The organism is Halarcobacter sp., from assembly GCF_963675975.1.
GTDB lineage: Bacteria > Campylobacterota > Campylobacteria > Campylobacterales > Arcobacteraceae > Halarcobacter.
The window spans coordinates 2,421,466-2,444,535 of the sequence record NZ_OY780939.1; the positions used below are offsets into that span (position 1 = coordinate 2,421,466).

Consider the following 23,070-nt stretch of genomic DNA (forward strand, 5'->3'; position numbering starts at 1 on the left):
TTAATATATAAAAAGATTATAAAAGGAGATAATTATGAAAATAAAACAAACACTTGTGTTATTAGTTTCATTTACTATCATTAGCACTTTAAATGCAAATGATTTTGATTTAAGGGGAATGGGAGTTGATGTAAAAAACTATAACAATAAAACAATCACAATAAAAAGAATGGATAACGAAGAGTGTCGTTCAATAAATGGTGCAGACCCTAAAAATATTTGGTCAGGAGATTATGCAAATGAAAAACTTCCTTCTGAATGTATAAAGAAATTTGTAACAACTGTTGGTAAAATTACACCTATGAAAATTACTGATAAAATTGAAACTATAGGTGAATTAGAAGTTATTGAGTTTATAAAAGAGGCTCAAACAGATAAAAATAAACTTCTTATTGATGCAAGATTGCCTGATTGGTTTTTACAAATGAGTATTCCAACAGCTGAAAATATTCCTTTTACATATTTTAACAAAGATAAATATCCTGATGACTTTTATGATGTTTTAGATAGCATTGGTGTAGAAGAGATAAGTGAAGGAAAGTATAATTTTTCAAAAGCAAAAGAGTTAGTTCTTTTTTGTAATGGAGCATGGTGTCCTCAATCTACATTTGCCATAGAGAATCTAATTAAACTTGGATACCCTGAAGAGAAATTAAAATGGTATAGAGGTGGAATGTATTCATGGAAAATGTTAAATTTAACAACTGTATCAGAATAAAGACTACCTTTAGGTAGTCTTTATAAGAATATTTTATTAAAATCTTTCGCTATTGCTTTATCTATTTTCCCATTATGGGCAAAAGATTCTAGTACTTTTATTGCCTCATCTTTTGAAAAAGCATCTCTATATTTTTTTTGAGAAGTTAAAGATGAGTATATATTAATAACACACAATAATCTATCTTTTAAACTTAAATCCTTTGATTCTAAACAATAAGGATAACCTGAGCCATCTACAAATTCTTGTATTCTACTTGCCCAAGTATTAATATCTGCAAATCCAATTACATTAGATAATGTTTTATTTGTATAATAAGGATACGCTTTTATTTTTTTATGCTCATTTGGCTCTAACACTGTACTTTTTTCTACCAATTTTTGAGGAACAAAAAATTTACCTATATTTGTTAAACTAGCGGCAATTAAAAATGTTTGTTTATCTTTATGATCAAAATTATAAAAATCTGCAACTTTTTCACAATTCTCCAATAAATTACTTTCACCATCCATCATTTTATAAAAAATAGTAGTCATAGATAAAATTTGTTCAAAGTCTAGAGCTTGTGTATAATCGAATAAAGATGAAAATATAAAAGTCAACATCTCTTGTTCATTTTGCAAATCTAGCCAAAAGGATTCAACTTCACTGAACTCCATAAAACATTCAACTATATCTGAAGAGAATAAAACTAGTTCATTTTTTTTCACAAAATCAATGATTTTTTCTCTATTTGAAATATCTTTCGTAGATAAATTAAACTGGGTATCTATAATATCTACAAAAGCAATAAACTGGGAAAACAAAGGTATTTCATCCCCTTTTAATCCAAAAGTTCCACTTCCATCATAATGTTCACAATGATATTTAATAATATCTTCTTCATTTGTTAAAAAAGGAAAAGATTTAATATATTCTTCACCTAATAAACAATACTCTTTCCCTTTTTTATTAGTTTGTTTTAATGCAATATTATGAATCAAAGAGTATGAGCAAATATCTGAAAGATATTTTTCTTCATAATTAAACTCCTTTGCCAGCTTTAATGCTATAAAAGCAATTTTTTTTGAATGGATTAAATCTGTATTATAATAGTGATTTTCTATCGCATCTAAAGGATAAGAGAGCGCTAACAAAAAATTATTTAAATTAAATTGAATCTGTCTTTTTTTATCCATTACAATTCCTGTGTTTTAATAAGAGATGCTACTATATATTTTCTAAATATTATTTAAAATATGATAATTTTATACAATTTATTATATAATTAATATTTATATTTATTTGGAGTTACTTTGAATTATAATAATATGCTAAAATTCAAGAAAATAGTATTTATAGCATTTTTCTTATATTTATTTGTTATTTATTTTATTTATCAGGATAATAAAAATAGTGAAATAAATAATGAAAAAACAAATTTACAAGATGTACTTATTCAAACAAAAGCTATTAGAAAATATGTAAGTAATGACCAAAAAGATGAAATATATGAATTACAGAAAAAAGGTATAGTTTCATACCACTATTTTACTTCTCCTTTATTATCATCAACTTATAGTGCAAATAAAGTCAATGAATACTACAATGAGTTTAAAAAAAGTCTAAATCTACCACCAATAGATATTAGATTTGCTTCACCAAATCCAAGAAACCCAAGTAATATGACAAGCAAAGAGGAAAAAAAGATTTTAGATCAATTTATTGATGGAAAAATCAACTCTTATGAAACAATTAAAAAAACCAAAAATGGAGATATTTTATATTTGGCTCTTCCTACAAGAAAACTTGAAGCTAAATGTATGAAATGTCATGATACTCCTGAAATTGCACCTAAACAACTTGTTGATATGTATGGAGATACTGCTGGTTTTGGAGAAAAAGAGGGAACAATCAAAGCTCTTATGTCTATAGAAAAACCTTTAAATGAAGCCTATAAAAAAGCTTTTAACCAAACTTTCAAATCGGCTATTTATATTTTAATTGCAACATTAATATTTGTTTATTTTTATTATAATTTTAATAAAAAAATATATCTAAAAAATAAAGAACTTGAAAAACTTAATAAAAACCTTGATATAAAAGTCAAAGAACGAACTACTGAATTAAATAATTCAAAAATTCAACTTTTAAATGTAATAAATAGTAGTGAACTAGGCTATTGGGATTGGGAAATAAATACTAAAAAACTTTTTGTAAATGATATATGGCTTGATATGATAGGCATAAAGAAAGAAGATTTTAATGATACAATCTCTGAATGGTTTGATAAAATTCATCCAGAAGATTTTCAATATGTAACTTCAACAATAGATAATGCTTTTAAAAAAGAGATATCATTTTCAATAGAATATAGAATTAAACACATTAATAATAATTATATATGGGTTGAATGTGTTGGTGGTGTTGTACAAAGAGATTCTAATGGTAAAGTTATTCAAGCTTGTGGAATCCACAGAAACATTGATGAAAAAAAATCAAATGAAAATATAGTCAAAGAACAAGAACTTCTGATTCAAAATCAAGCAAGAGTAGCATCTATGGGTGAAATGTTAAAAAATATTTCTCATCAATGGAAACAACCACTTTCTATAATAACAACTGTTGCAAGTACAATGAAACTTTCATATGAATTTAATCAACCAATGAAAAATAAAGAGATTATTGAATTCTCAGAAAAAATTCTAGACAATGGTAATTATTTGGCAAAAATCATAAATGATTTTGCTTCATATTTTGATAATAATATACAAAAAAAAGAGGAATTAAATTTAGCAAATACTGTTAATAAAATAGTAAATATGATGAGATCAGAAATTGATTCAATTAGATATATTACTGATGTTGATGAGGAGTTATTTCTTTATATTAATGAAAACTTTTTTACTCAAGCATTATTAAATATAATAAATAATTCTCACGATGCATTTAATATAAATTCGATTGAAGAGAAACATAAATTTATTTTCATAAGTGCTAAAAAAATTGAATCTAATATAGTTATAAATATCAAAGACAGTGCAGGAGGGATAGAAGAAAATATTGTAAATAAAATATTTGAACCTTATTTTACAACTAAACACCAAAGCTTAGGTACTGGAATTGGATTATATATGACAAATCAAATTATAAGTAAACATTTAAAAGGTACAATAACTGTCAAAAATAGTGAATATCAATTTGAAGAAAAACAATTAAAAGGTTGTGAATTCACCATCATTGTTTCATCTTAATTTTACTCAAATGAAACCCCTTAATTATAAAATATAATTATATATTAATTTTTACTTTATATAATATTTTATAATTATAATGCAGGGAGAAATATGAAAAAAACTATTAGTTCAATATTAATTCTAAGTACAGTTTCATTATTTGGTTTTGATTACAATCTTAAACCTGAAAAAGTTAATGAAAATACATGGTGTTTTCTTGGGAAACTTGAAGCTCCTTCTAAACAAAATGGTGGTTTTATGTCAAACCATTGTTATGTTAATACAGGAAAGAGTTATGTTTTAATTGATTCAGGAGGAACATATGAAATTGCAAGGCAAGCATATGAGCAAATGAAAAAAACTGATAACTTACCAGTTGATACAGTTATATTAACTCATGAACATGATGACCATTGGTTAGGAGCTTCTTTTCATAAAGAAAAGTTTAATTCTACGCTTATAGGTTCCTCTTTAATAAATAAAAATTATAATGAAAATTCTAAAACAAGAATGTTCAAAATGATAACTTCAGATGCTATAAAAAACACTAAAATAGTAAAATTAGATAAAGAGATAAAAGAGCCTACTATTTTAAATATTAATGGATTTGAATTTCAAATAATTCCTGTGGGAACAAAAGCTCATACAAGCGATGATTTATTCGTTTATGTACCTCAAATAAAAACTCTTTTTTCAAGCGATTTAGTAATGAACGGAAGAATAACATCCAATAGAGATGGTTCAGTGATAGGTCAACTAAAAGCTATAAAAATGATTGAAGAGATGGATTATAAAAACCTAATTCCTGGACATGGTTTAGATACAAGCAAAAATGCAATAAATGAAACAAAACAATATTTCACACTATTAAAACAAAGAGTACTAGAAGCAATTGAAGAAGATGTTGGAGCTGCTAATATAACAAAAGTTATAAAGATGGAAGAGTTTAAAAATAAAGCTTTATATGATGAATTAAATTCTAGAAATGTATTTGATGCCTATGGGGAATTAGAATTTTATGAAGAGGAATAAATTATTCCTCTTCTAACATTTCAGTTATAGCTTCAATTGAAGTATCTGTCATATCTAAATCTATATGCCCTGCCCCTTCAACTTTAATTAGTTTTGCATTTAAACCTTTTTCTTTTGCAATATCAAAAAATGATGTAGTAACTTCAGGTTTAGATATTTCATCTTTTGTTCCATATATAAAAAGAATTTTTGCCTCTTTATTAACATCATCAATAACATCAACTAATGATATTAAATCACCTTTTTCCTCTTTATGAATATCATATCTACCACCTGCAAGTGCAATGTTTTGGATTAAATCTGGTTTTAATCCCATTAGTGTAGCACCCATCATAGCTCCTGCACTATGCCCAATATAAGTAACTTCTTCAGCATTATATTTTTCTTTCAAAGATGAGATTAATTCACCCAAAAATAAAACATACTCTTTTTTTGCTGCTAAGTTTTTAACACCTTTATGAGCTAAAGATGTAAAATTGTTTGTTGATGAACCTGAATACCCAGGAAGTGCAACTGCAATTGTCGTCAAATCAGTATTCATATTCATAGTTTCTGCAAAAGGAGCATATCTACCTAAAGTATTTGTTCCTTCATCCCAAGTACCATGTACAATTACTACAATTCTATCATTTGATTCACCCTTATAAGCTCTATATTCAATACACTCACCACCGGCAAAAATAAAATTGTTTTTTGTACACTCTTCTTTACTAATTTTACTTGCTTGTAAGCTTAAAGAGAAAGCAAAAAACAATAGTAACAATGAAACTTTTTTAAACATTTTAACTCCTTTTTTGTGTTTGATTTATTCTATAAAAATAGGCTTAGTTCTATATTTATTTTTTATTATAAATAAATATAGAAACTAAATTTAATGTAGTTATTTATTATATAAGTTTAGTAAGCGATTATACCTACATATCCTGCAACTTGTCTTTCTATAAGTTCAACAATACCTGCTTGAACATAAGATACACCATCTATAAAATCATCTTTAGTCCACTTCATTGTTTCCATAGTATTTTTACACACTATGAACTCAACATCATACTCCATTAATGAATTTATTCTTGTTAATGTAGCTTTATCATAATCCTTTTTTAAGGCCCTTACACCATTTCCATAGGAGATTACAACAACTTTTAAACTCTCTTCTGGATACTCTTTTAAAATGTTGTAAATTGTACTTAAATTGTGATTTACTTTTTTTAAATCTGAATCATATAATTGTATAGCAACTTTTCTTGGTTCATCAAAAGTTGGTTGAGGGTTACTAAATGTTGATTCAGCATAACTAAATATAGTTATAAATACAAATAATAAAATTTTTTTCATCTTAATCCTTTATGACGCAATGTAATCAATATTTTCTTCTAATATTTCTATTTTAGAATTCTTAGAAATTTTACCGCTTTTTTCTATTTTACAATATAATCCTCTAGATTTTTTTAATAACTTTGGTAACTTTTTATCAAAAACTGACAAATGGTTACAAATAGTACATTTCTCAGTAATTATGATGATTGCATCATCAATTTTGATCTTAGTTCCAATATTTAATTCATGTGGATTAAAGTCAAAAAGAATATTTTCACCTAAACTTCCATACTCTAAGTCAATAGAATACTCTTTTGCTATATCATAACTATATTTTCCAACAATCATTACAGTTTTATCTAAATCATCAGCTGCAAATTTATCATCTTTTATTCCATAATTAAATATCAGTTCTAAAGTATCAACTTGTGGTCTTGGTAATCCACTTTGTCCAACTTTGGCACTAAATGTATCTAGAATTTTCATTATTATAAATTTTCCTTTAATATTTGTAAAAAGTCTTTTTTAACCCAAGCTCCAGGATAAGTATGTAAAAGCTCTCCACTTGTAGTTAAAAAGAAAAAAGTAGGAGTCATCCCTTTAAAATATTTTTTTAAATCAAATGGTAATTTAACAAAATCAACATCAACTTCTAAAAATATAAAATCCTCATTTATCGCTTCTTCAACTTCAGTTAAAGACAAAACTTCTTTTTTCATTTTTTTACAGAAATAGCAAGTTTGAGAAGTGGCAAATACAATTATCTGTTTCCCCTCTTTATTAGCTTTTTCTAAAATCTTTTTTTCATCATAATCTTTTGTTAAAACTTTTACTGGCTTTGGATTCTTTTTTAATCTATCTTCTTTATACCCCATAAAATACTGTGCTAAAAGCTCTGCCTCTTCATCACTTATATCCATTGGATCTTTTTTCTTATAATACTTTAATACATGTGCATCACAAATACTATCATTTATATCAGGGTTAGCTAAATAGTTTTTAAGATACTCTTCTATCTCAATTGATCTCATCTCAGGATCATTTGGATCACCAATTTTTTTACTACTCTCCATAATTGCCCAAGCTAACATATTTTCTGTTGGTATAGTTAAATTAAGTAGTGTATTATTTCTTTCAAAGAAATTCTCTTTTAGTTTTTTAAATGAAATATATGATTTATGACATGTAGAACATTTATTTTTAAATAGAGTTTCTCCCTCTTTAAAGTCTGCATTTAAATTTACTACTAAAAAAATAGAAAATAGTAAAAAAAATCCCTTTTTAATCATTTTTTCTCCTTCAACTTAACAGATATTTTAAAATAAATATCTATTAAATTGAAGAAGAGATAAAGTATCTCTTCTTAATTTAATTAAATGATTCCAGGATTCCCTTTGATACCTACGATATCAGGAGTATCAACTTTTAAGTTAGCTATATGTTTAACATTTTTTAAGTATGCTTCAACAGTTTCCCAAACTGGTTCACCCGGTGACTTAGAACCAACGGTAGACCAACCTGCAACTTTATAGTTTTTGCTAGGAACAATTTTTTCTCCAGTTTTTGTAAGTGTAATTTCCGAAATTCTTTCACCCATTTTTGCAGTTGGATTGATTTTATAAGAGATTCCACCTGTTCTAACCATATCTCCACCTTGTTGATAAAAAGGATCAGGATTAAATAAATTATCAGCTACATCTTCTAAAATATCTTTTATCATTTGACCTGTTCTATCAGCAACATAGGTTTCTGGATATGTCATTGCTGTTTGTGTCATAAGATCATCAAAAGTAATTGCTTGACCAGGCATAACAGATGTTCCCCATCTAAATCCAGGAGATAAAGAGATTTGTGCATCTTTAATATCAGTTAAAGCATCACAGATGATCTGATCCCAAGAACCATTAAAATTGCCTCTTCTAAATAAAGTTTCTTCTGTAGTTGCAATCTCTCTTGTTAATTCTTTCATAAAAGGTGCTCTTACATCTTGAATATATTTTTTCATAGAAGGCTCTTCTGGAATTAAATCAGAAAAAATTGGAAGAAGTGTAAATTTGAAATCTTTTACTTTTCCATTTTGAATATCTAAATCAAGTACATTTAAGAATTTACCATTTGAACCAGCATTACAAACATATGTAACACCATCTTCATTTTTAACAGGATATGCTTCAGGTACACCATCATGTGTATGTCCACCCATAATAAAATCTATTCCAGTTACAACCTCTGCCATTTTTTTATCTGTATCATACCCATTATGAGATAATACTATAACAGCATCTGGTTTTTCATTTTCTCTAATATCATTTACTATATCTTGCATATTCTCATCATTAATAGAGAAAGTCCAATCAGGTATAAATCTTTGTGGATTAGCAATAGTAGTATAAGGGAAAGCCTGACCAATAATAGCTACTCTTGCATTTCCTAATTTTTTAATTGTATATGGTTTAAATGCATAACCTTCATCAACATCATATGCTTGCATTGCAATATCAGTTTCTTCAAATAAAGCATCCTCTTTAACTTTTACGTTTTGTGCTAAAAACTCAGCATCAAGCATTTTTACATTTTCTAAAACTTCTTCAGCTTTATAAGTAAATTCCCAGTGTCCAACGGCTACATCTACACCTAGAAGATTCATGGCACCAACCATATCTTTACCTCTAGTATAAAGAGCAGTAGCACTTCCTTGCCAAGTATCACCACCATCTAATAATAAAGTTTTTTCTTTACCAAAATTGTTTCTTAAAAAATCTACAACAGTTTTAATCTGTGCAAAACCACCAGTTCTACCCATTGCTTTTGCATGTTTTTCAAAGTTTACACAAGAATATGCATATTCTAGTCTTTTGTTACCTTTTATTCCATAATAATCCAAGAATTTTTCACCAACAATATGTGGTGGTTTTCCAAAATTACTATCAAATCCTAAGTTCACACTTGGCTCTCTAAAATACACTGGTAAAAGTTGTGCATGAGAGTCTGTCATATGCATAAGTCTAGCATTTCCAAATGGCTTAAGTTTATAATAATCCTCAAGCTTATTAGTATCTGTCATTCTAGTATGTGAATTAGCAAATACAGGTGCAGCACCAAGTACTGCCATCATATAAACAAATTCTCTTCTACTTAATTTACTCATTTAATTAATCCCTTCAAATAAATTTAGAGACATTTCTAAATTACTTACCAGATCCTACTACTGTAAAACCTAAAGATGCCCAAGCTTGCATACCACCTCTGTAGTATTTGATTTTTTCAGCTGGATATCCCATTTTTAATAATGCAAATTTTGCATTTTTAACCATACCTGGAGTTTGTCCACACCAATAACCATTGCAATATAAAGCTAAAGTTTTTGCTTTAGAAAAATCAAGTGTTCCATCCTCTTTTTCAACAACACCCATTTCATCTTCCATCATCTCAATAGCAGTATCTCTTTCATCAAAATTTGTAAATGGAACATTTACAGCACCTGGTATTCTAAGCTTAGCATACCAACCTGGTTTTCTTGAATCAATAATTGCAATAGTATTATCAGTTTGTGCTTTTTTCATATATTCAATAAACTCTATTTCACCTACAGTTTCAACACCTGGTGCTAAAGTCATTGGTTGAGGAGTCCCTCTATTTGTAGTATCATATAATGGTGAAATTTTATTACCTGCTGTTTGATTTCTCATAAGAGTAAATTTTTCTCCATTTAGATTCATTTCAATAGATTTAACACCTTTTGAAATTGGTACAAATTTTTCGTCACCTTCTGCTATAGCACTTACAGAACAAATTCCAGCTACAGCTGACGCGATAAGTAATTTTTTTAGAATTGTCATTAGTTTTATCCTTAATTTCATTTCATATCTGTTTTAAAAGTAAAAAAGTCAAGATAAAATCTTGACTTTAAAATTTAATATTTGTATCCATCACCTGGAATAGCAAGTCTCCAAGTTTTTTCAGCTTCTGCTGATTGTGCTAAAGCAGAGATTGCAAATTTACAAGCTCTTTGAGCTGCATAATCAGTAGGTAGTTTTGTTTTAGATGGTTTTCCTTTAAATGTTAAAGGATTTACCTCTTTTGCTCCTGTTTTAATCGCCTCTTCAACAGAAATGATTAAATCTGAATTATTTACAGTAAGTCTTCTATACTCTAAACCTTTTGCCTTAGCAACTTCATTATATTTTTTAGCTGTTGCAATTACATTTTCAATACCATTTTTTTCTACACTACATACAACTTTTTCATCTTCATTAACAGCTGATGCTATACTTGGTGAAGAAGAACTTACACAAGCAGTCAATGAAAACATAGCTGCTGTTACTAATGATAAATTTAATAATTTTTTCATAATAATCTCCTACTTATTTTCTTATATCTGGACCGTCAATTTTCATACCATTTGACATATATGCCATGAAAAATAGTAGTTCTTTCATCTCTTTAGAATCGTTTGCAGGTGGCACTTGACCTTGATCTTTAATACATCCTGACATTCTTCTTTCTAAAGTTCCTAAACCATCATTATTTTTATCACCAGCTGCCCATTTTAATCTATAAACAGGGAAATGAGTAACTTGTCCTAAGAAAGGAGATAAACTTTCGTTTCTAACTCTTTGTCCTGCACCTTGAACATGGCATTCAGCACAACTAAGTTTTAGATAACCTCTTTGAGTATAATAATACTTTTTACCTCTTTCATAAGCAGCAGCTGCTTCTGCACTATCAATTTTTACATCAATAGTTTTTTCGTCATCTTGTGCTGATTTAGCAAAGAAAGCCTCTAAATGTGCAATTTTACCTTTAGTCGTTTTCCATGCTTTTTCACCATTTGAAGTAAGACATTGGTTAATAGCAACTGTTAAAGTTTGTACATCTTTTTTTGTTTCATCAAAATATGGATACATTGAACCTGCTTCTGCAGGGTTAGGGAAACAATCTTGAAATGATTTACCATTTGCAAACGGTTTTTCATAAAGTGCTTCACCATATTCAATGAATTCTTCAGTTGGAGGAAATTCTTTAATCTCTTCATAAGACATTCTTCCATTTTTAGAAAATGAATAGTTTCCTTCTGAAAAATCTTGAAATTTTAATCCACTAATAAAATTATTTTCTAACTCATCATCTGTTGAATAAGGAAAGAAAACATTTTTATCTTTTAATGGATTATCAAATTTTGCTTCAAAATATTTTACTAAAGCAATTCTATCTTTTTCAGCTTGTGCATTAAAATCTGAAGCATTTAATGTACAAGTAGCTATTGCAACAAGTGCAGCTGTTTTTGCAATTTTTAATAACATACATATCTCCTTAAGTCTTTTTAACCACTCCAAAGAGTGATTAATTATTTAATTTTTTGTTTATCTGCTTGAGTATTACCTTTTAAATCAACCCAAGAAAACTCAACTTCATCACCTTTTTTAGCTCCAACAGCATCTGCGTTGAACATAAATTTCATATAAGGATTTTTTGATAAAAATTGACTTGTAGAAACTTCATATACTATTTTTCCATTTACTTTTGCTACAACATAAGTAATGAAATTTGCTTCTTTTTTTGCTCTTTCAGCTTCTTGATAACTTAACATATCGTGTTTAGCAAGTGCTTTAACAGTTACAACACCTTTTTTTAATTTTGCTTTAATTCTAGTTTTAGCCATTATAATTCCTTTTTTCTATTTATTGTTTTGTAAAATTTATTTAATCTTTAATGATAATTGAACTAAATCAACCACCACATCCACCGATTGTTACTTTTACATCTTTAGATGCAGAATATAATTTACCACCATCTTCAACAACTGCTGTAACTTTTCCAGTTTTTGCCATTTTGATTCTAATACCATAATCAATAATTCCACCTTCTGGAACTGTAAATACAGCAACAGTTGTTTCTGGATTAGCATCTTGGAATATTGCAACTTTTGAACCTGATTTTGCAGTAACTGTAACAGGAATAACTGCACCATTTTCAGCGATGTCAGGAGCACTTAACTCAACATTACCTTCAACTGTAGCTGAAGTTCCAAATAACTCTTTAATAGCTACATCAACTTTTTTTGCTGTAAATGCCTTAGGCTTTGTTTCTCTAAAGTTAACAGCACTTAACGTACTTGGTGCCATTGAAACAGCTAATGCACCTAAACCTAAACCTAAAAAATTTCTTCTGTTTATCATATCTTTTCCTTTTTAAATTTATTAATCTATTGTTTTTAAATAAGCAATAACTGCTTTTATTTCACCGTCACTTAACCATCCATTTTTACCAAATGCAGGCATTTGTGAAATTGGATTATCAACATTTGGATCATATATTTTATTATATAATGCTTCATCAGGCCAATATTTTAAGGCTTGAAGTTTTGGTCCCATGCTTCCTGGTCCATCAATATTTTTTCCATTTGCAGCATGACAAGCTAAACAGTTACCCAGATTTTTAGTATTAAAAATCTTTTCACCTTTTTTTACTAAATCTTCATTAGCTGAAGATAAAGTAACAGCAAGTGCACTGATAGCTGTTGCAACAGCTAAACTTTTGATTAATTTCATTGCTTTCTCCTTTATTTACTAGAGTTGATCATAAAATCAACAATCTTTTTAAAATCTGCATCTGATAAATCAGCACCACCTTTTGGAGGCATTGCATTAATTCCATTGATACCATTAGCATAAACTACATCTTTACCTTTTGCTAAAACTGCATCCCAAGCATCTTTATTACCAACAACAGGTGCACCTATAGCTTCATTTGCATGACAAGCTGCACAATATGTTTCATAATCTTTTTGAGCTTGACTCACCTCTTTAGCACCAGCAACTTTCCATGATCTTTCAGTAGATGCAGGTGGTTCAAAGTCATTAAGTTCATTTTTGATTCTAAGAACTGGTACTTCACCTTTAATACAATCATTCATACATCTTGTACCTGTACCATAATTTTTAGAGTCACTTAAAAATGCTTTCATATTTTCTACACCTTTTTTAGGATCTTCAGGTGTATCTACATTTGGATAAAATCCATCTCTATTAGGCATTTTTATTTTTAAGAAGTTTTCTTTATCTAATACATATTCATCATCTAACTCTTCACCATCAATCTTAACACCATTTTCCATTAATAAATAAGCTACTAAAGCATATGTTTCACTATTTGATAATGATTTTGGATGAGGGAAAGGCATAGCATCTTGAATATACCAAAATAAAGTACTTGCATATGGCCAGTATGTACCAATTGTTTTCACAGGTGGCTCAACACCCGGATTTTTGTCGGCTGGGTTTAATAATTGATTTTTTAATGAACTTGTAGAAGAACTACCTGCTGATAATGTTGGATAACCTTTACCACCAGTACCAAATTCACCATGACACATTGAACATTGTGAATCATAAAGTTCATTACCCCATTCTACTGAACCTTCTGCTTTTTTTGGATTACCATCTTCATCAAGAACAACTTTTCCATTTTTAGTATCAAACTCCGGCAGTCCTGTTCCATCAGGCATTACATCAATATTCCATGCTGCTATTTCTGTTTTTGTTGGTGTTCTACCATTATTGTATTTTTCTACTTTTTGAGTATTTACATGATAAGAAGTATATTTACCATCTTTTACCTCATATTTAACAGCTCCATCAACAGATCTGCTGTTATTAGAAGCACATGCAGTAATTAATAATGATGTAGCAACTATACTTAAACCAACTAATGTTTTTTTAAGCGTGATGTTTTCTAATGTGAACATTATTAACCTCCCCATTTGCTTTTACTTCCCAAGTAACAATTGCATTTCTGTGATATACAGATTCTACACCTACTACAGAAGTTTCTTGATCAATAGTTGGTTGAACATTGCCTGCATCATCTACAGCCCTACTAGATAAAAACATAGGTTTCCCTTCCCATTTAAATATATAAGAGAATCTTGTCCATGCTTTTGGTAAAACTAATCCTTTTAAACTAGCTTCAACCCAATTATCACCACCATCAAAAGAAATATCAACATGCTTAATTGTACCGTGACCAGACCAAGCTAAACCTTCGATTTCAACTAAATCACCTTTTTTAAGGTTAGTCCAAGGTTTTTCAGGACATGGTGAAGTAACTACAGAATTAACTTCATTTGGCCAGAAATATTGAATTGCTTTTCCAGTTTTTTGTAACATCGTATATTTTGATGTTTCCTCTTTTGAATGCCAAGGTTTATCTGAGAATTCTAATCTTTTTAACCATTTAGTATTTAGATTACCTTCCCAACCTGGAACAATAAGTCTTAGAGGATAACCTTGTTCAGGTCTTAATGCTTCTCCATTTTGTCCCCAAACAAGCATTGCATCATCTAAAGCTTTTTCTACAGGTATTGTTCTTGGGTTACCAGCATTATCACTACCTTCTGATAACATCCATACAGCATCATCTTCTAAACCAATATCATCTAATACTGTTTTAAGCATAACACCTGTCCATTGTGCACAACTCATCATACCTTTCATGAATTGAAGATTGTTAAATTGTGGCCCTCTCCATCCAGTTGAACCATTTGCAGGACACTCAATAAAGTAAATTCTACTTTCACTTGGATATTTTTTTAAGTCATCTAAAGTTAAAACAACTTCTCTTTTAACTTTTCCATGAATCATTAATCTAAATTTACTTGGATCTACATGTGCAGTTCCTCCGTGATCTCTTGTAAAGAAAAGACCATTTGGAGTAATTATACCTTCAGACTCATGTACAGGACACATAGATACTGATGCATATGCATCACCTGAAGATAAAAGATCTGTTGTTCTTCTAGTATTATTGTGTTCATAAGGTGAAGGTATCCCATATAGATTTTTAGTAACCGGATCACCTAGTTTTACTCCCCATTCAGCTTCTTCAACTATAGCAGCATCATCTGCTTTTAGTTTAACTGGAGATAAAACATTTGCTGCAGCAATAGCTCCCGCTGAATAAACTGCAGTTTTTCTAAAAAAGTCTCTTCTACTTAGTTTTTTTTCATCAACAGTAGAAAGTTCTTTTTCAGAATTTTTGATAACTTCCGTCATTATTCCTCCTTAAAAAATCAGTTACTAACGCAAAACCAAAAATAAATTTACTTTACTTATAATAGTTATAAGTACCCCTAATATTGGGTTCCATAAAAGTAAATTTACTTAAACTTATACGTATCATAACACCCAATTATATAAGTTTTTGTTATATAATGATGTATCTATTATTACGATATTTTTTCCTTAAGTCAATTATTTTTTAACTTATATTTTAAAAAATTTCTTTTCGTAACATAATTAATACATCTTGCTATTTAGATGCTATTTTAAACATAAAAATAGCTTAATTTAGACCTCTAAAGTGAACTTTTTTTTAGTATATGTTAATATTCCGTCAATAATATATGGAGCAAAATATGAAAAAATATATCAATTATGAAGAGTCTTTAACAATACTAAGTAATATAGAATTTAAAGGAAAAAATAAGGAAAAACTTTTTTTAACGAATGCACTCGGTAAAACCATAGCTGAGGATATTATAGCGAATGGTAATTCACCAGAACACCCTACTTCTGGTATGGATGGGTATGCAATTAAATTTGAAGACCAAAAAAATGAATTTATAGAAATAATAGATAAAAATCCTGCAGGTTCTGTTACAAGTTCTGAAGTAATAACAGGTACAACTATTAAAACATTTACTGGTTCACTTATGCCAAAAGGAGCTGATACTTTAATACCAGTTGAAAATGTTGAAGTAAAAGATAATAAAATTTACATAACAAATAGTGTACCTAAAGGTTTTGCCGTAAGAGATATTGGAGAGAACTATAAAAAAGATGAAATACTTATAAAAGCAGGTTCAACTATAGGCTTTGCAGAAATAGGTGTTTTAGCATCATTAAATATAGCACAGGTTTATGTATCAAAATCTCCAATTGTAAGTATTGCAAGTACAGGAAGTGAAATATTAGATATAGGAGAAGAACAAACAAATAATTCTCAAATAAGAAGTTCAAATCATCTTACTGTTGAAGCAATTGCTAAAAAAGCTGGGGCTAATACAATACAAATGGGGATAGTAAAAGATGATATAGATACTATAACTGAAATGATGACAAATGCTTTAGAGACTTCAGATATATTAGTAACCACTGGTGGAGTTTCAAAAGGTGATTATGATTTTGTACAAGATGTAGTTAAAGAGAGATTAGGTGCAGAAGTTTTATTTCATGGAGTAAAAGTTAAACCTGGTGGTCCCCTATTAATTGCAAAAAAAGATAATAAACTTATAATCTCTTTACCGGGATTTGCATACTCTTCAACTGTTTGTGCTATTTTATATCTTATACCTATGATATATAAATTTATGGATACTAAAAAAGAGCATAAAATTGTTAAAGCAAGAATAGATAGAGATTTTCCAAGAAAAATGCCAAAAACAGTATTTACAGCTTGTAATATTAAATATGAAGATGGTGAATATAAAATTGATTTTGATGGTAAAAAACAAGGAACAAGTGCAATTTTAACTAATATGCTAGGAGCATCTGCTTTATTAATTCAAAAAGAAGATAGTGAAGATATTAAAGCTAATGATTTAGTTGATGTATTATTGCTAGATGAATTGAAATAATAATGAAAGAGGGACAAGTATATTTATTATTAGCTATATGTGTTTTAATCTGGTCTGGTAATTTTGTATTAGGAAGATTTGTAAGCTCTGAAATGCAAGCAGTTGAACTTGCATTTTTCAGATGGTTATTTGTAGTTATATTAACAATACCCTTATTGTTTAAAATAGATATTAAAAAAGTTATTAGAGTTTATAAAGAAAATTTTCTATTTCTTACTTTTTTAGGTTTTATTGGTATTACACTATTTAATACTTTAGTTTATATTGCTTTACACACCACAACAGCCACAAATGCTTTATTGATTAATTCAATTATTCCTATACTAATATTAGTTTTTTCTTTTATTATTTTAAAAACAAAAATTTCTAAACTTCAAACAGTAGGAATATTATTATCTACTTTTGGAGTTGTATTTTTAGTTTTAAAAGGTGATTTGTCAAATATACTGCATTTGGAATTTACTAAAGGTGATTTATGGATTATTGCTAGTTCTATTACTTGGGCTACATATTCAACACTTATAAAATTAAAGCCAAAAACCTTATCTCACTTAGAGTTATTTATACTTTTAGTTTATATAGGATTTATTTTATTATTGCCTTGGTATCTAATTCAAGGTTATAGTTTAGATAGGGAGATAACTATATTAAAAAACAATTGGTATTTTTTTATATATGTTTCATTATTTGCATCTTTAACTTCATTTTATCTATGGCACTTAGGTATAGAAGAGATAGGAGCAGAGAAGACTGGTCAATTTACTCACTTAATGCCTCTTTTTGGAGCTACACTAGCTTTTATATTTTTAGATGAGTTACCACACCTTTACCATCTAATTGGTGCTTTATTTATTGCTTTGGGGATTTATATATCTTTGTTTATAAAAAAGGTAAAAAAGTAGTCTTAAATTAAGACTACTAATCCTCTAGTAGTTTTTGAGAATCAATTCTTTTTTTAGTTTTAACACCAAGTTCAATAAACTCTTCACTTCTTCTAATAAGATTTCCTTTACCTGTTGAAAGTTTATTCATAGCATCATCATAAGCTTTACTTGTTCTATTAATATTAACTCCAATAGCTTCCATATCATTTACAAAACTAGCAAATTTATCATATAAATCAGCTGCCTTTTTAGATATTAATAAAGCATTTTCATTTTGATGTTCATATCGCCAAATATTTTCTATAGTTCTTAAGGTAGCAAATAAAGTTGAAGGAGAAACAAGCATAATATTGTTTTCAAATGCTGTTTTAAAAAGATTGTTATCCATTGAAGCAGCTAACATAAAAGCACCTTCAATAGGAATAAACATCAAAACAAAATCTAATGTTTTAACTGCTTCTATATTTTCATAACTTTTAATACTAAGACCCTTAATATGTGCATAAATTGATTTAATTAGCTCTTTTGATGCTATTTCTTTTTCAACATCATTTTGTGCTTCATTATACTTTACATAAGCATTTAAAGAAACCTTTGAATCAATAACTATATCTTTTTCTTGAGGAAGGTGAACTATAACATCTGGTCTTAGTCTTTTTCCATTTTCATCTGTAAATGAGCCTTGTGTACTGTATTCTATACCTTCTCTTAATCCTGTTTGCTCTAAGATTTTAGAAAGTATTAATTCTCCCCAATCACCTTGAGTTCTATTTTCACCCTTTAAAGCTTTCGTTAAATTTATTGCATCTTGAGAGATTTGATTGTTTAAATCTTTTAGATTTTTTATTTCTGTAAGTAAAGAAACCCTTTGTTTTGTTTCTTCATTATAAATATCATTTACCCTCTTTCCAAAAGATGACAATTGTTCTTTAAAAGGATTTAACATCTGATTTAAATTGTTTGATGATTTTTTATTATTTTCTTCAAAAAGTTTATTTGCAAGATTTTCAAACTCTTCTTTTAATCTTACTTTTGAATTTTCTAAAAACTCAATTTTCTCTTTTAAATTTTCTTCTTGTATTTTTGCTCTACTTCTTTCATGTTCTAAAGTTTCTGCAAAATTTGTTTCTATAAGCTCTATTTTTTCTTCATATGATTTATCTTTTAAAGATAAAGACTCTTCAAATTTTGAAATTGTAGTTTTAAGATTAGATACTAAAGATTCGTAAGAGTTTTTTGTTAGTTCAAGTTTGTCTTCTAACATATTTACTTTTTGTCGCAGAATCAGCCAAACTACTAATCCTGCAACAAGTAAACCTGCTAAAAATGATATAACTGTTAATAAATTATTATCAATTTCCATCAGCGTAAATACTGTCCTTTAGTGCTTCTTCACTATTTTCATGAACATTGTAACCTAACTCTTTAAATCTCTCAACTAACGGAGGATGAGAGTAGTAAAAGAATATATATAAAGGATGAGATAGTGGAAATGATTTATTTTCATTTGCAAGTTTTAATAAAGCACTTATCAAATCCTCTTTACTTTGCATATTTGATCCAAACTCATCAGCTGCATATTCATTATGTCTTGAAATCAGTGAGATTAAAGGCATAAGGAAAAATGAAAGGATAGGAGAAAAAAGTAAAAATACAGCAATAATTGCATAAGGCTCATTATTTAAACCTAATCCTAAAAATATCTCATCGCTTAGATTTCCAAATATAGCAAAGAAAACAAACATAACTACACCCATAATACCAATATTTTTTAAGATATCACCATTTTTAAAGTGCCCTAGCTCATGACCTAAAACTGCTAAAAGTTCATTGTGTGATAATTTTTCTATTAAAGTATCAAATAGAACTACCCTTTTAGTACTTCCTAAACCACCAAAATATGCATTTAATCTATTGTCTCTTTTACTTGCATCAACAGAAAAAACACCTGAACTTTTAAAACCTACTTGATTTAACAAGTTTATAATTTTTTCTTCTAACTCTTTATCTTTTAAAGCTTCAAACTTATCAAACATTTTGTCTCTGATAACTGGATACAACATATTTATTAAAATAATAACTGCAAAAATAAAAACAAACCCCCAAATCCACCAAGTAGAAAAATTACCCATAATCCAAGAGATTGCCGCTATTACAATAGAACCAAACAATAAAAATAAAATACCAGTTTTAATTGTATCTTTTATAAATAATGCTGGAGTCATATTAGAAAAACCATATTTTTTATCTAATTTAAAAGTTGAATATAGATCAAATGGAAGACCTAACAACCAATTTATAATAATAAATAAATCAATAAAAACTACTGCTTTTAAAATACTTGATTCAATAAGAATTACAGAGTCTAAAGTTTTTAAACCAAAACCAATCCAAATAATAAATAAAATAAAGCTATAAAACGATGAAAGAATTGTAACTTTTTCTTTCTCAATTGTATAATTTGCTGCTTCAGAATATTTATTGTTATCTAAAATAATAGGTTTCATATTTTTTGCATTTTTAACAAATCCAATTTGCATAAATGATGTGTATGTAGAAACTAAAAAATATAAACAATAAGAAATAACAAATACTTCTAACACTAATTTGTCCTTTATATAGTAATTAAAAGTGTTATTGTAGCTTTTTAGAACTTGTTATTTATTGAAAACTTGTATCAGTTATCTTCGTTAAGGTCATCTTTAGAAAGACAAACTTTATTTCTTCCTTGACGTTTAGCATCATATAAAGCTAAGTCTGCTCTGTGAAGTACAATCTCAAGACTTGGATCATCATAATGAAGCATAGTTACACCTATACTTACAGTAAATCTTATGATTTCATCTTTTAGGGTTTCTATTTCTAAATTCTCTATTTCACTTCTTATGTTTTCTGCTGCTTTTAAAGCACCTCTTTCTGAAGTATTAGGTAATACAGCTGCAAACTCTTCCCCACCAAGTCTTCCAAAGATATCTGATTTTCTTAATGTTTCTCTTGCTTTTTGAGCCATTTGTCTTATTACTTCATCTCCTGCTGCATGACCAAATACGTCATTTATCATTTTAAATTTATCAATATCAATCATTAAAACAGCAAGTTTTTTATTCTCGCGTCTTGCATAATTAACCATAGGAGATGATGATTCATAAAAACTTCTTCTATTGTTTACACCTGTTAAAGCATCCGTTGTAGCTAAAAGTTCAAGTTTAACATTTATATCGTTTAACTCTCTAGTTCTTTTCTCTACTGCACTTTCAAGTACCCTTTGATAATCTCTTAATCTTCTATCTTGTGCATTTTGCTTAATAGCTTCTAATATTATTAATTCAAAATCTACTGTATCAAACTTTCTTGGAATAATTTGATAAACTGAAGCATTATTTATTATTTTAGATAATGAATCAATTGTAACAATATCATCAAAAAGTATATTTCTTGTATTGGGAGAATTTTTATATAATTCAATAATAAATTTGTCACAATTCATCTTAGAATTATCGTTTCCTAATATAGTAATAAGTATCTCATTTCCAGCTATAATATAATTGTAACAGCCTATTAAAGCCTGTTCTGTACTAATATAACTTTCTACAATATAATCAGAATCCACTATTCTAGATATTTTATTATATAAAGAGTCTAATACTTCAATATTATTATCAATACATGCAATTACATATTTAGCCATAAACGATTTATCCCAACATTATTTTAAATTATAATTAATAATTATTTATAAAGGCCCGTATTTTATCTAAAAAAAAATAAAAGAAAAGAATATAAAAATATTATTTCTAATTTTAAAAATTATTTATTAAAAATTAATAAATTTTACTTATTATATTAATGAAAAAATCAAGGTTTAAAGAAGTTTATATTTATTATATTTATTCAAAAATTTCTAAAATTTGTTTTGGGATTCTTGTAGGTTTTGAGTTTTTTAAGTAAACTAACTTAACTTTTGAAGAAAAAAGTAGTTCATTCTCCCTAAAAACTTCTTGTAATATTTCTACTGTTGCAGCAGTTTTTGACAGTACTTTTGTAGTAACATCTAAAAGGTCACCAAATTTTGCAGATTTTATATACTCAGCTTCAATACCTTTAACAACAAAAAATTCATTGTCTTGATGAGGAGATAAGCCTTTTTCAAAGAATATATTACTTCTAGCTCTTTCACAAAATTTTAAGTAGTTTGCAAAATAAACTATTCCACCACAATCTGTATCTTCATAAAAAACTCTTATTTTCATTTTCAAATCCTATTTAAAACACAGATTATAGCAAGTAGTGTATTTGAATTACTTCAAATACACATTAAGTTTTATGCTAATTTATTAAAATATTCATCATCTACAGGTTCAAGCCATTCATTACTTGTTTCTTCACCTGGAACTTCTACTGAGATATGACTAAACCAACTATCAGCTTTTGCTCCGTGCCAGTGTTTTGTATTTGCTGGGATAACAACTATACTACCCTCTTTTAAACTTACAGGTGCTTGTCCCTCTTGTTGATACCACCCCTCTCCTGCTGTACAAATTAGAATTTGTCCTCCACCACTTTTAGAATTGTGTTTATGCCAGTTATTTCTACATGCTGGCTCAAAAGTAACATTTGCTAGAAAAATTGGAGATTCTTTTGGATTTACTAAAAAGTTTAGAAAAGAATCCCCAATAAAATATTTTGCATAAGCATCATTTGCATCACCTTGACCAAACATATTTGCTTTGTCAAATTCTTCTTTATTCATATATTTCATGATATTATCCTATAAAATTAAATTTTTTAAGTATTTAATACTTTATTATAATTATAAGACTATATCAAAGATTTTGGTAGAACTTTTCTTTAAATAAATTGCCTAATTCTCTGAATTTTATAATTATTAGAAATTAATGGGCAAATTCTTCTAAAATAAGTTTGGGCATCATTAAACCTATCTCTTTATAGTTATACTTTAAACTTTTAACAACTATAGAATATAAATCATGGTTTTTGTATTTTTCATGCCATCTATTTTCTTTATTTTCATATATATTAAAATATTCAAATCTTATCTTATAAGCTTCAGTTATTAACTTTTTTTCCATAATTTTCTTTCTTAAAATAATCTGTATTTTTAAATTAATTTATTATATAAATAATAATTATTTTCTTTTGATTTTAATTATACCTAAAATTAGTACTTTCATTCAATTTTATAGTGAGTTATTTAATTAAAAATACTGTATAATAATTATTAATTTTATAAATCTTAATACCTGAGCA

General features: G+C 27.9%; 25 protein-coding genes. 5 read left to right on the forward strand and 20 right to left on the reverse strand.

From position 1 onward, the window contains the following. The first annotated feature begins 34 nt into the window (after positions 1–34). Positions 35–718: a rhodanese-like domain-containing protein gene (locus ACKU3H_RS11880; protein ID WP_320034077.1), complete on the forward strand. Its 684-nt coding sequence runs from the start codon at positions 35–37 to the stop codon at positions 716–718. Between the two features lie 20 nt (positions 719–738). On the opposite strand, the gene ACKU3H_RS11885 is transcribed toward ACKU3H_RS11880, so the two are convergent. Beyond that, on the reverse strand, positions 739–1,896 hold the full coding sequence (locus ACKU3H_RS11885) for an HD domain-containing phosphohydrolase (protein WP_320034078.1): 1,158 nt from the start codon (positions 1,894–1,896) through the stop codon (positions 739–741). A 117-nt stretch (positions 1,897–2,013) separates the two neighbouring features. On the opposite strand from ACKU3H_RS11885, the gene ACKU3H_RS11890 reads away from it, so the two are divergent. Both ACKU3H_RS11890 and ACKU3H_RS11895 read left to right on the forward strand, forming a co-directional pair. Further along, positions 2,014–3,951, forward strand: a complete 1,938-nt coding sequence (locus tag ACKU3H_RS11890) for a DUF3365 domain-containing protein (RefSeq protein WP_320034079.1) — start codon at positions 2,014–2,016, stop codon at positions 3,949–3,951. A gap of 93 nt (positions 3,952–4,044) precedes the next feature. Continuing rightward, positions 4,045–4,965, forward strand: a complete 921-nt coding sequence (locus tag ACKU3H_RS11895; protein WP_320034080.1) for an MBL fold metallo-hydrolase — start codon at positions 4,045–4,047, stop codon at positions 4,963–4,965. 1 nt (position 4,966) lies between these two features. On the opposite strand, the gene ACKU3H_RS11900 is transcribed toward ACKU3H_RS11895, so the two are convergent. The 13 genes from ACKU3H_RS11900 to soxC form a co-directional block, all read right to left on the reverse strand. Next, the gene (locus ACKU3H_RS11900) at positions 4,967–5,746 is read right to left on the reverse strand and encodes an alpha/beta fold hydrolase (RefSeq protein ID WP_320034081.1); all 780 of its coding nucleotides are present in this window, start codon (positions 5,744–5,746) and stop codon (positions 4,967–4,969) included. 116 nt (positions 5,747–5,862) lie between these two features. Continuing rightward, the gene (locus ACKU3H_RS11905) at positions 5,863–6,300 is read right to left on the reverse strand and encodes a DsrE family protein (protein WP_320034082.1); all 438 of its coding nucleotides are present in this window, start codon (positions 6,298–6,300) and stop codon (positions 5,863–5,865) included. A 9-nt stretch (positions 6,301–6,309) separates the two neighbouring features. After that, on the reverse strand, positions 6,310–6,768 hold the full coding sequence (locus ACKU3H_RS11910; protein WP_320034083.1) for an MOSC domain-containing protein: 459 nt from the start codon (positions 6,766–6,768) through the stop codon (positions 6,310–6,312). A gap of 2 nt (positions 6,769–6,770) precedes the next feature. After that, the gene (locus ACKU3H_RS11915; protein ID WP_320034084.1) at positions 6,771–7,571 is read right to left on the reverse strand and encodes a thioredoxin family protein; all 801 of its coding nucleotides are present in this window, start codon (positions 7,569–7,571) and stop codon (positions 6,771–6,773) included. Positions 7,572–7,654: 83 nt separating this feature from the next. Then, positions 7,655–9,430 (reverse strand): thiosulfohydrolase SoxB, encoded by a 1,776-nt coding sequence (gene soxB, locus ACKU3H_RS11920; protein WP_320034085.1) that lies wholly within the window; start codon positions 9,428–9,430, stop codon positions 7,655–7,657. Between the two features lie 40 nt (positions 9,431–9,470). Further along, positions 9,471–10,121 (reverse strand): rhodanese-like domain-containing protein, encoded by a 651-nt coding sequence (locus ACKU3H_RS11925; protein WP_320034086.1) that lies wholly within the window; start codon positions 10,119–10,121, stop codon positions 9,471–9,473. A 74-nt stretch (positions 10,122–10,195) separates the two neighbouring features. Then, positions 10,196–10,633, reverse strand: coding sequence for a hypothetical protein (locus tag ACKU3H_RS11930; protein WP_320034087.1), 438 nt, complete (start codon positions 10,631–10,633; stop codon positions 10,196–10,198). Positions 10,634–10,646: 13 nt separating this feature from the next. Next, entirely contained in the window at positions 10,647–11,585 is a 939-nt protein-coding gene (gene soxA, locus ACKU3H_RS11935; protein ID WP_320034088.1) for a sulfur oxidation c-type cytochrome SoxA, read from the reverse strand. Between the two features lie 44 nt (positions 11,586–11,629). Continuing rightward, entirely contained in the window at positions 11,630–11,944 is a 315-nt protein-coding gene (gene soxZ / locus ACKU3H_RS11940; RefSeq protein WP_320034089.1) for a thiosulfate oxidation carrier complex protein SoxZ, read from the reverse strand. Between the two features lie 67 nt (positions 11,945–12,011). Beyond that, entirely contained in the window at positions 12,012–12,461 is a 450-nt protein-coding gene (gene soxY, locus ACKU3H_RS11945; RefSeq protein ID WP_320034090.1) for a thiosulfate oxidation carrier protein SoxY, read from the reverse strand. 21 nt (positions 12,462–12,482) lie between these two features. Next, positions 12,483–12,833 (reverse strand): sulfur oxidation c-type cytochrome SoxX, encoded by a 351-nt coding sequence (gene soxX / locus ACKU3H_RS11950; protein WP_320034091.1) that lies wholly within the window; start codon positions 12,831–12,833, stop codon positions 12,483–12,485. 11 nt (positions 12,834–12,844) lie between these two features. After that, positions 12,845–14,029, reverse strand: a complete 1,185-nt coding sequence (locus ACKU3H_RS11955) for a c-type cytochrome (RefSeq protein WP_320034092.1) — start codon at positions 14,027–14,029, stop codon at positions 12,845–12,847. Further along, on the reverse strand, positions 14,001–15,335 hold the full coding sequence (gene soxC, locus ACKU3H_RS11960; protein ID WP_320034093.1) for a sulfite dehydrogenase: 1,335 nt from the start codon (positions 15,333–15,335) through the stop codon (positions 14,001–14,003). The genes ACKU3H_RS11955 and soxC overlap by 29 nt, the downstream gene beginning before the upstream one ends. A 362-nt stretch (positions 15,336–15,697) precedes the next feature. Here soxC and ACKU3H_RS11965 point away from each other — a divergent pair, with 362 nt between their 5' ends. Both ACKU3H_RS11965 and ACKU3H_RS11970 read left to right on the forward strand, forming a co-directional pair. Continuing rightward, positions 15,698–16,918, forward strand: a complete 1,221-nt coding sequence (locus ACKU3H_RS11965) for a molybdopterin molybdotransferase MoeA (protein WP_320034094.1) — start codon at positions 15,698–15,700, stop codon at positions 16,916–16,918. 2 nt (positions 16,919–16,920) lie between these two features. Continuing rightward, positions 16,921–17,820, forward strand: coding sequence for a DMT family transporter (locus ACKU3H_RS11970; RefSeq protein ID WP_320034095.1), 900 nt, complete (start codon positions 16,921–16,923; stop codon positions 17,818–17,820). A 16-nt stretch (positions 17,821–17,836) separates the two neighbouring features. Here the strand turns inward: ACKU3H_RS11970 and rmuC are convergent, their stop codons facing one another. The 6 genes from rmuC to ACKU3H_RS12000 form a co-directional block, all read right to left on the reverse strand. Continuing rightward, on the reverse strand, positions 17,837–19,165 hold the full coding sequence (gene rmuC, locus ACKU3H_RS11975; protein WP_320034096.1) for a DNA recombination protein RmuC: 1,329 nt from the start codon (positions 19,163–19,165) through the stop codon (positions 17,837–17,839). Next, on the reverse strand, positions 19,155–20,405 hold the full coding sequence (locus tag ACKU3H_RS11980; RefSeq protein ID WP_320034097.1) for a M48 family metallopeptidase: 1,251 nt from the start codon (positions 20,403–20,405) through the stop codon (positions 19,155–19,157). The genes rmuC and ACKU3H_RS11980 overlap by 11 nt, the downstream gene beginning before the upstream one ends. A gap of 74 nt (positions 20,406–20,479) precedes the next feature. Beyond that, complete coding sequence (locus ACKU3H_RS11985) at positions 20,480–21,490, reverse strand: GGDEF domain-containing protein (RefSeq protein ID WP_320034098.1); 1,011 nt, start codon at positions 21,488–21,490, stop codon at positions 20,480–20,482. A gap of 199 nt (positions 21,491–21,689) precedes the next feature. Next, on the reverse strand, positions 21,690–22,052 hold the full coding sequence (locus ACKU3H_RS11990; protein WP_320034099.1) for a YbgC/FadM family acyl-CoA thioesterase: 363 nt from the start codon (positions 22,050–22,052) through the stop codon (positions 21,690–21,692). A gap of 71 nt (positions 22,053–22,123) precedes the next feature. Beyond that, a complete protein-coding gene (locus ACKU3H_RS11995) occupies positions 22,124–22,561 on the reverse strand; it encodes a cupin domain-containing protein (RefSeq protein ID WP_320034100.1) in 438 nt (145 codons plus the stop codon). A 133-nt stretch (positions 22,562–22,694) separates the two neighbouring features. Beyond that, positions 22,695–22,892, reverse strand: a complete 198-nt coding sequence (locus ACKU3H_RS12000; RefSeq protein WP_320034101.1) for a hypothetical protein — start codon at positions 22,890–22,892, stop codon at positions 22,695–22,697. Positions 22,893–23,070 lie beyond the last annotated feature (178 nt).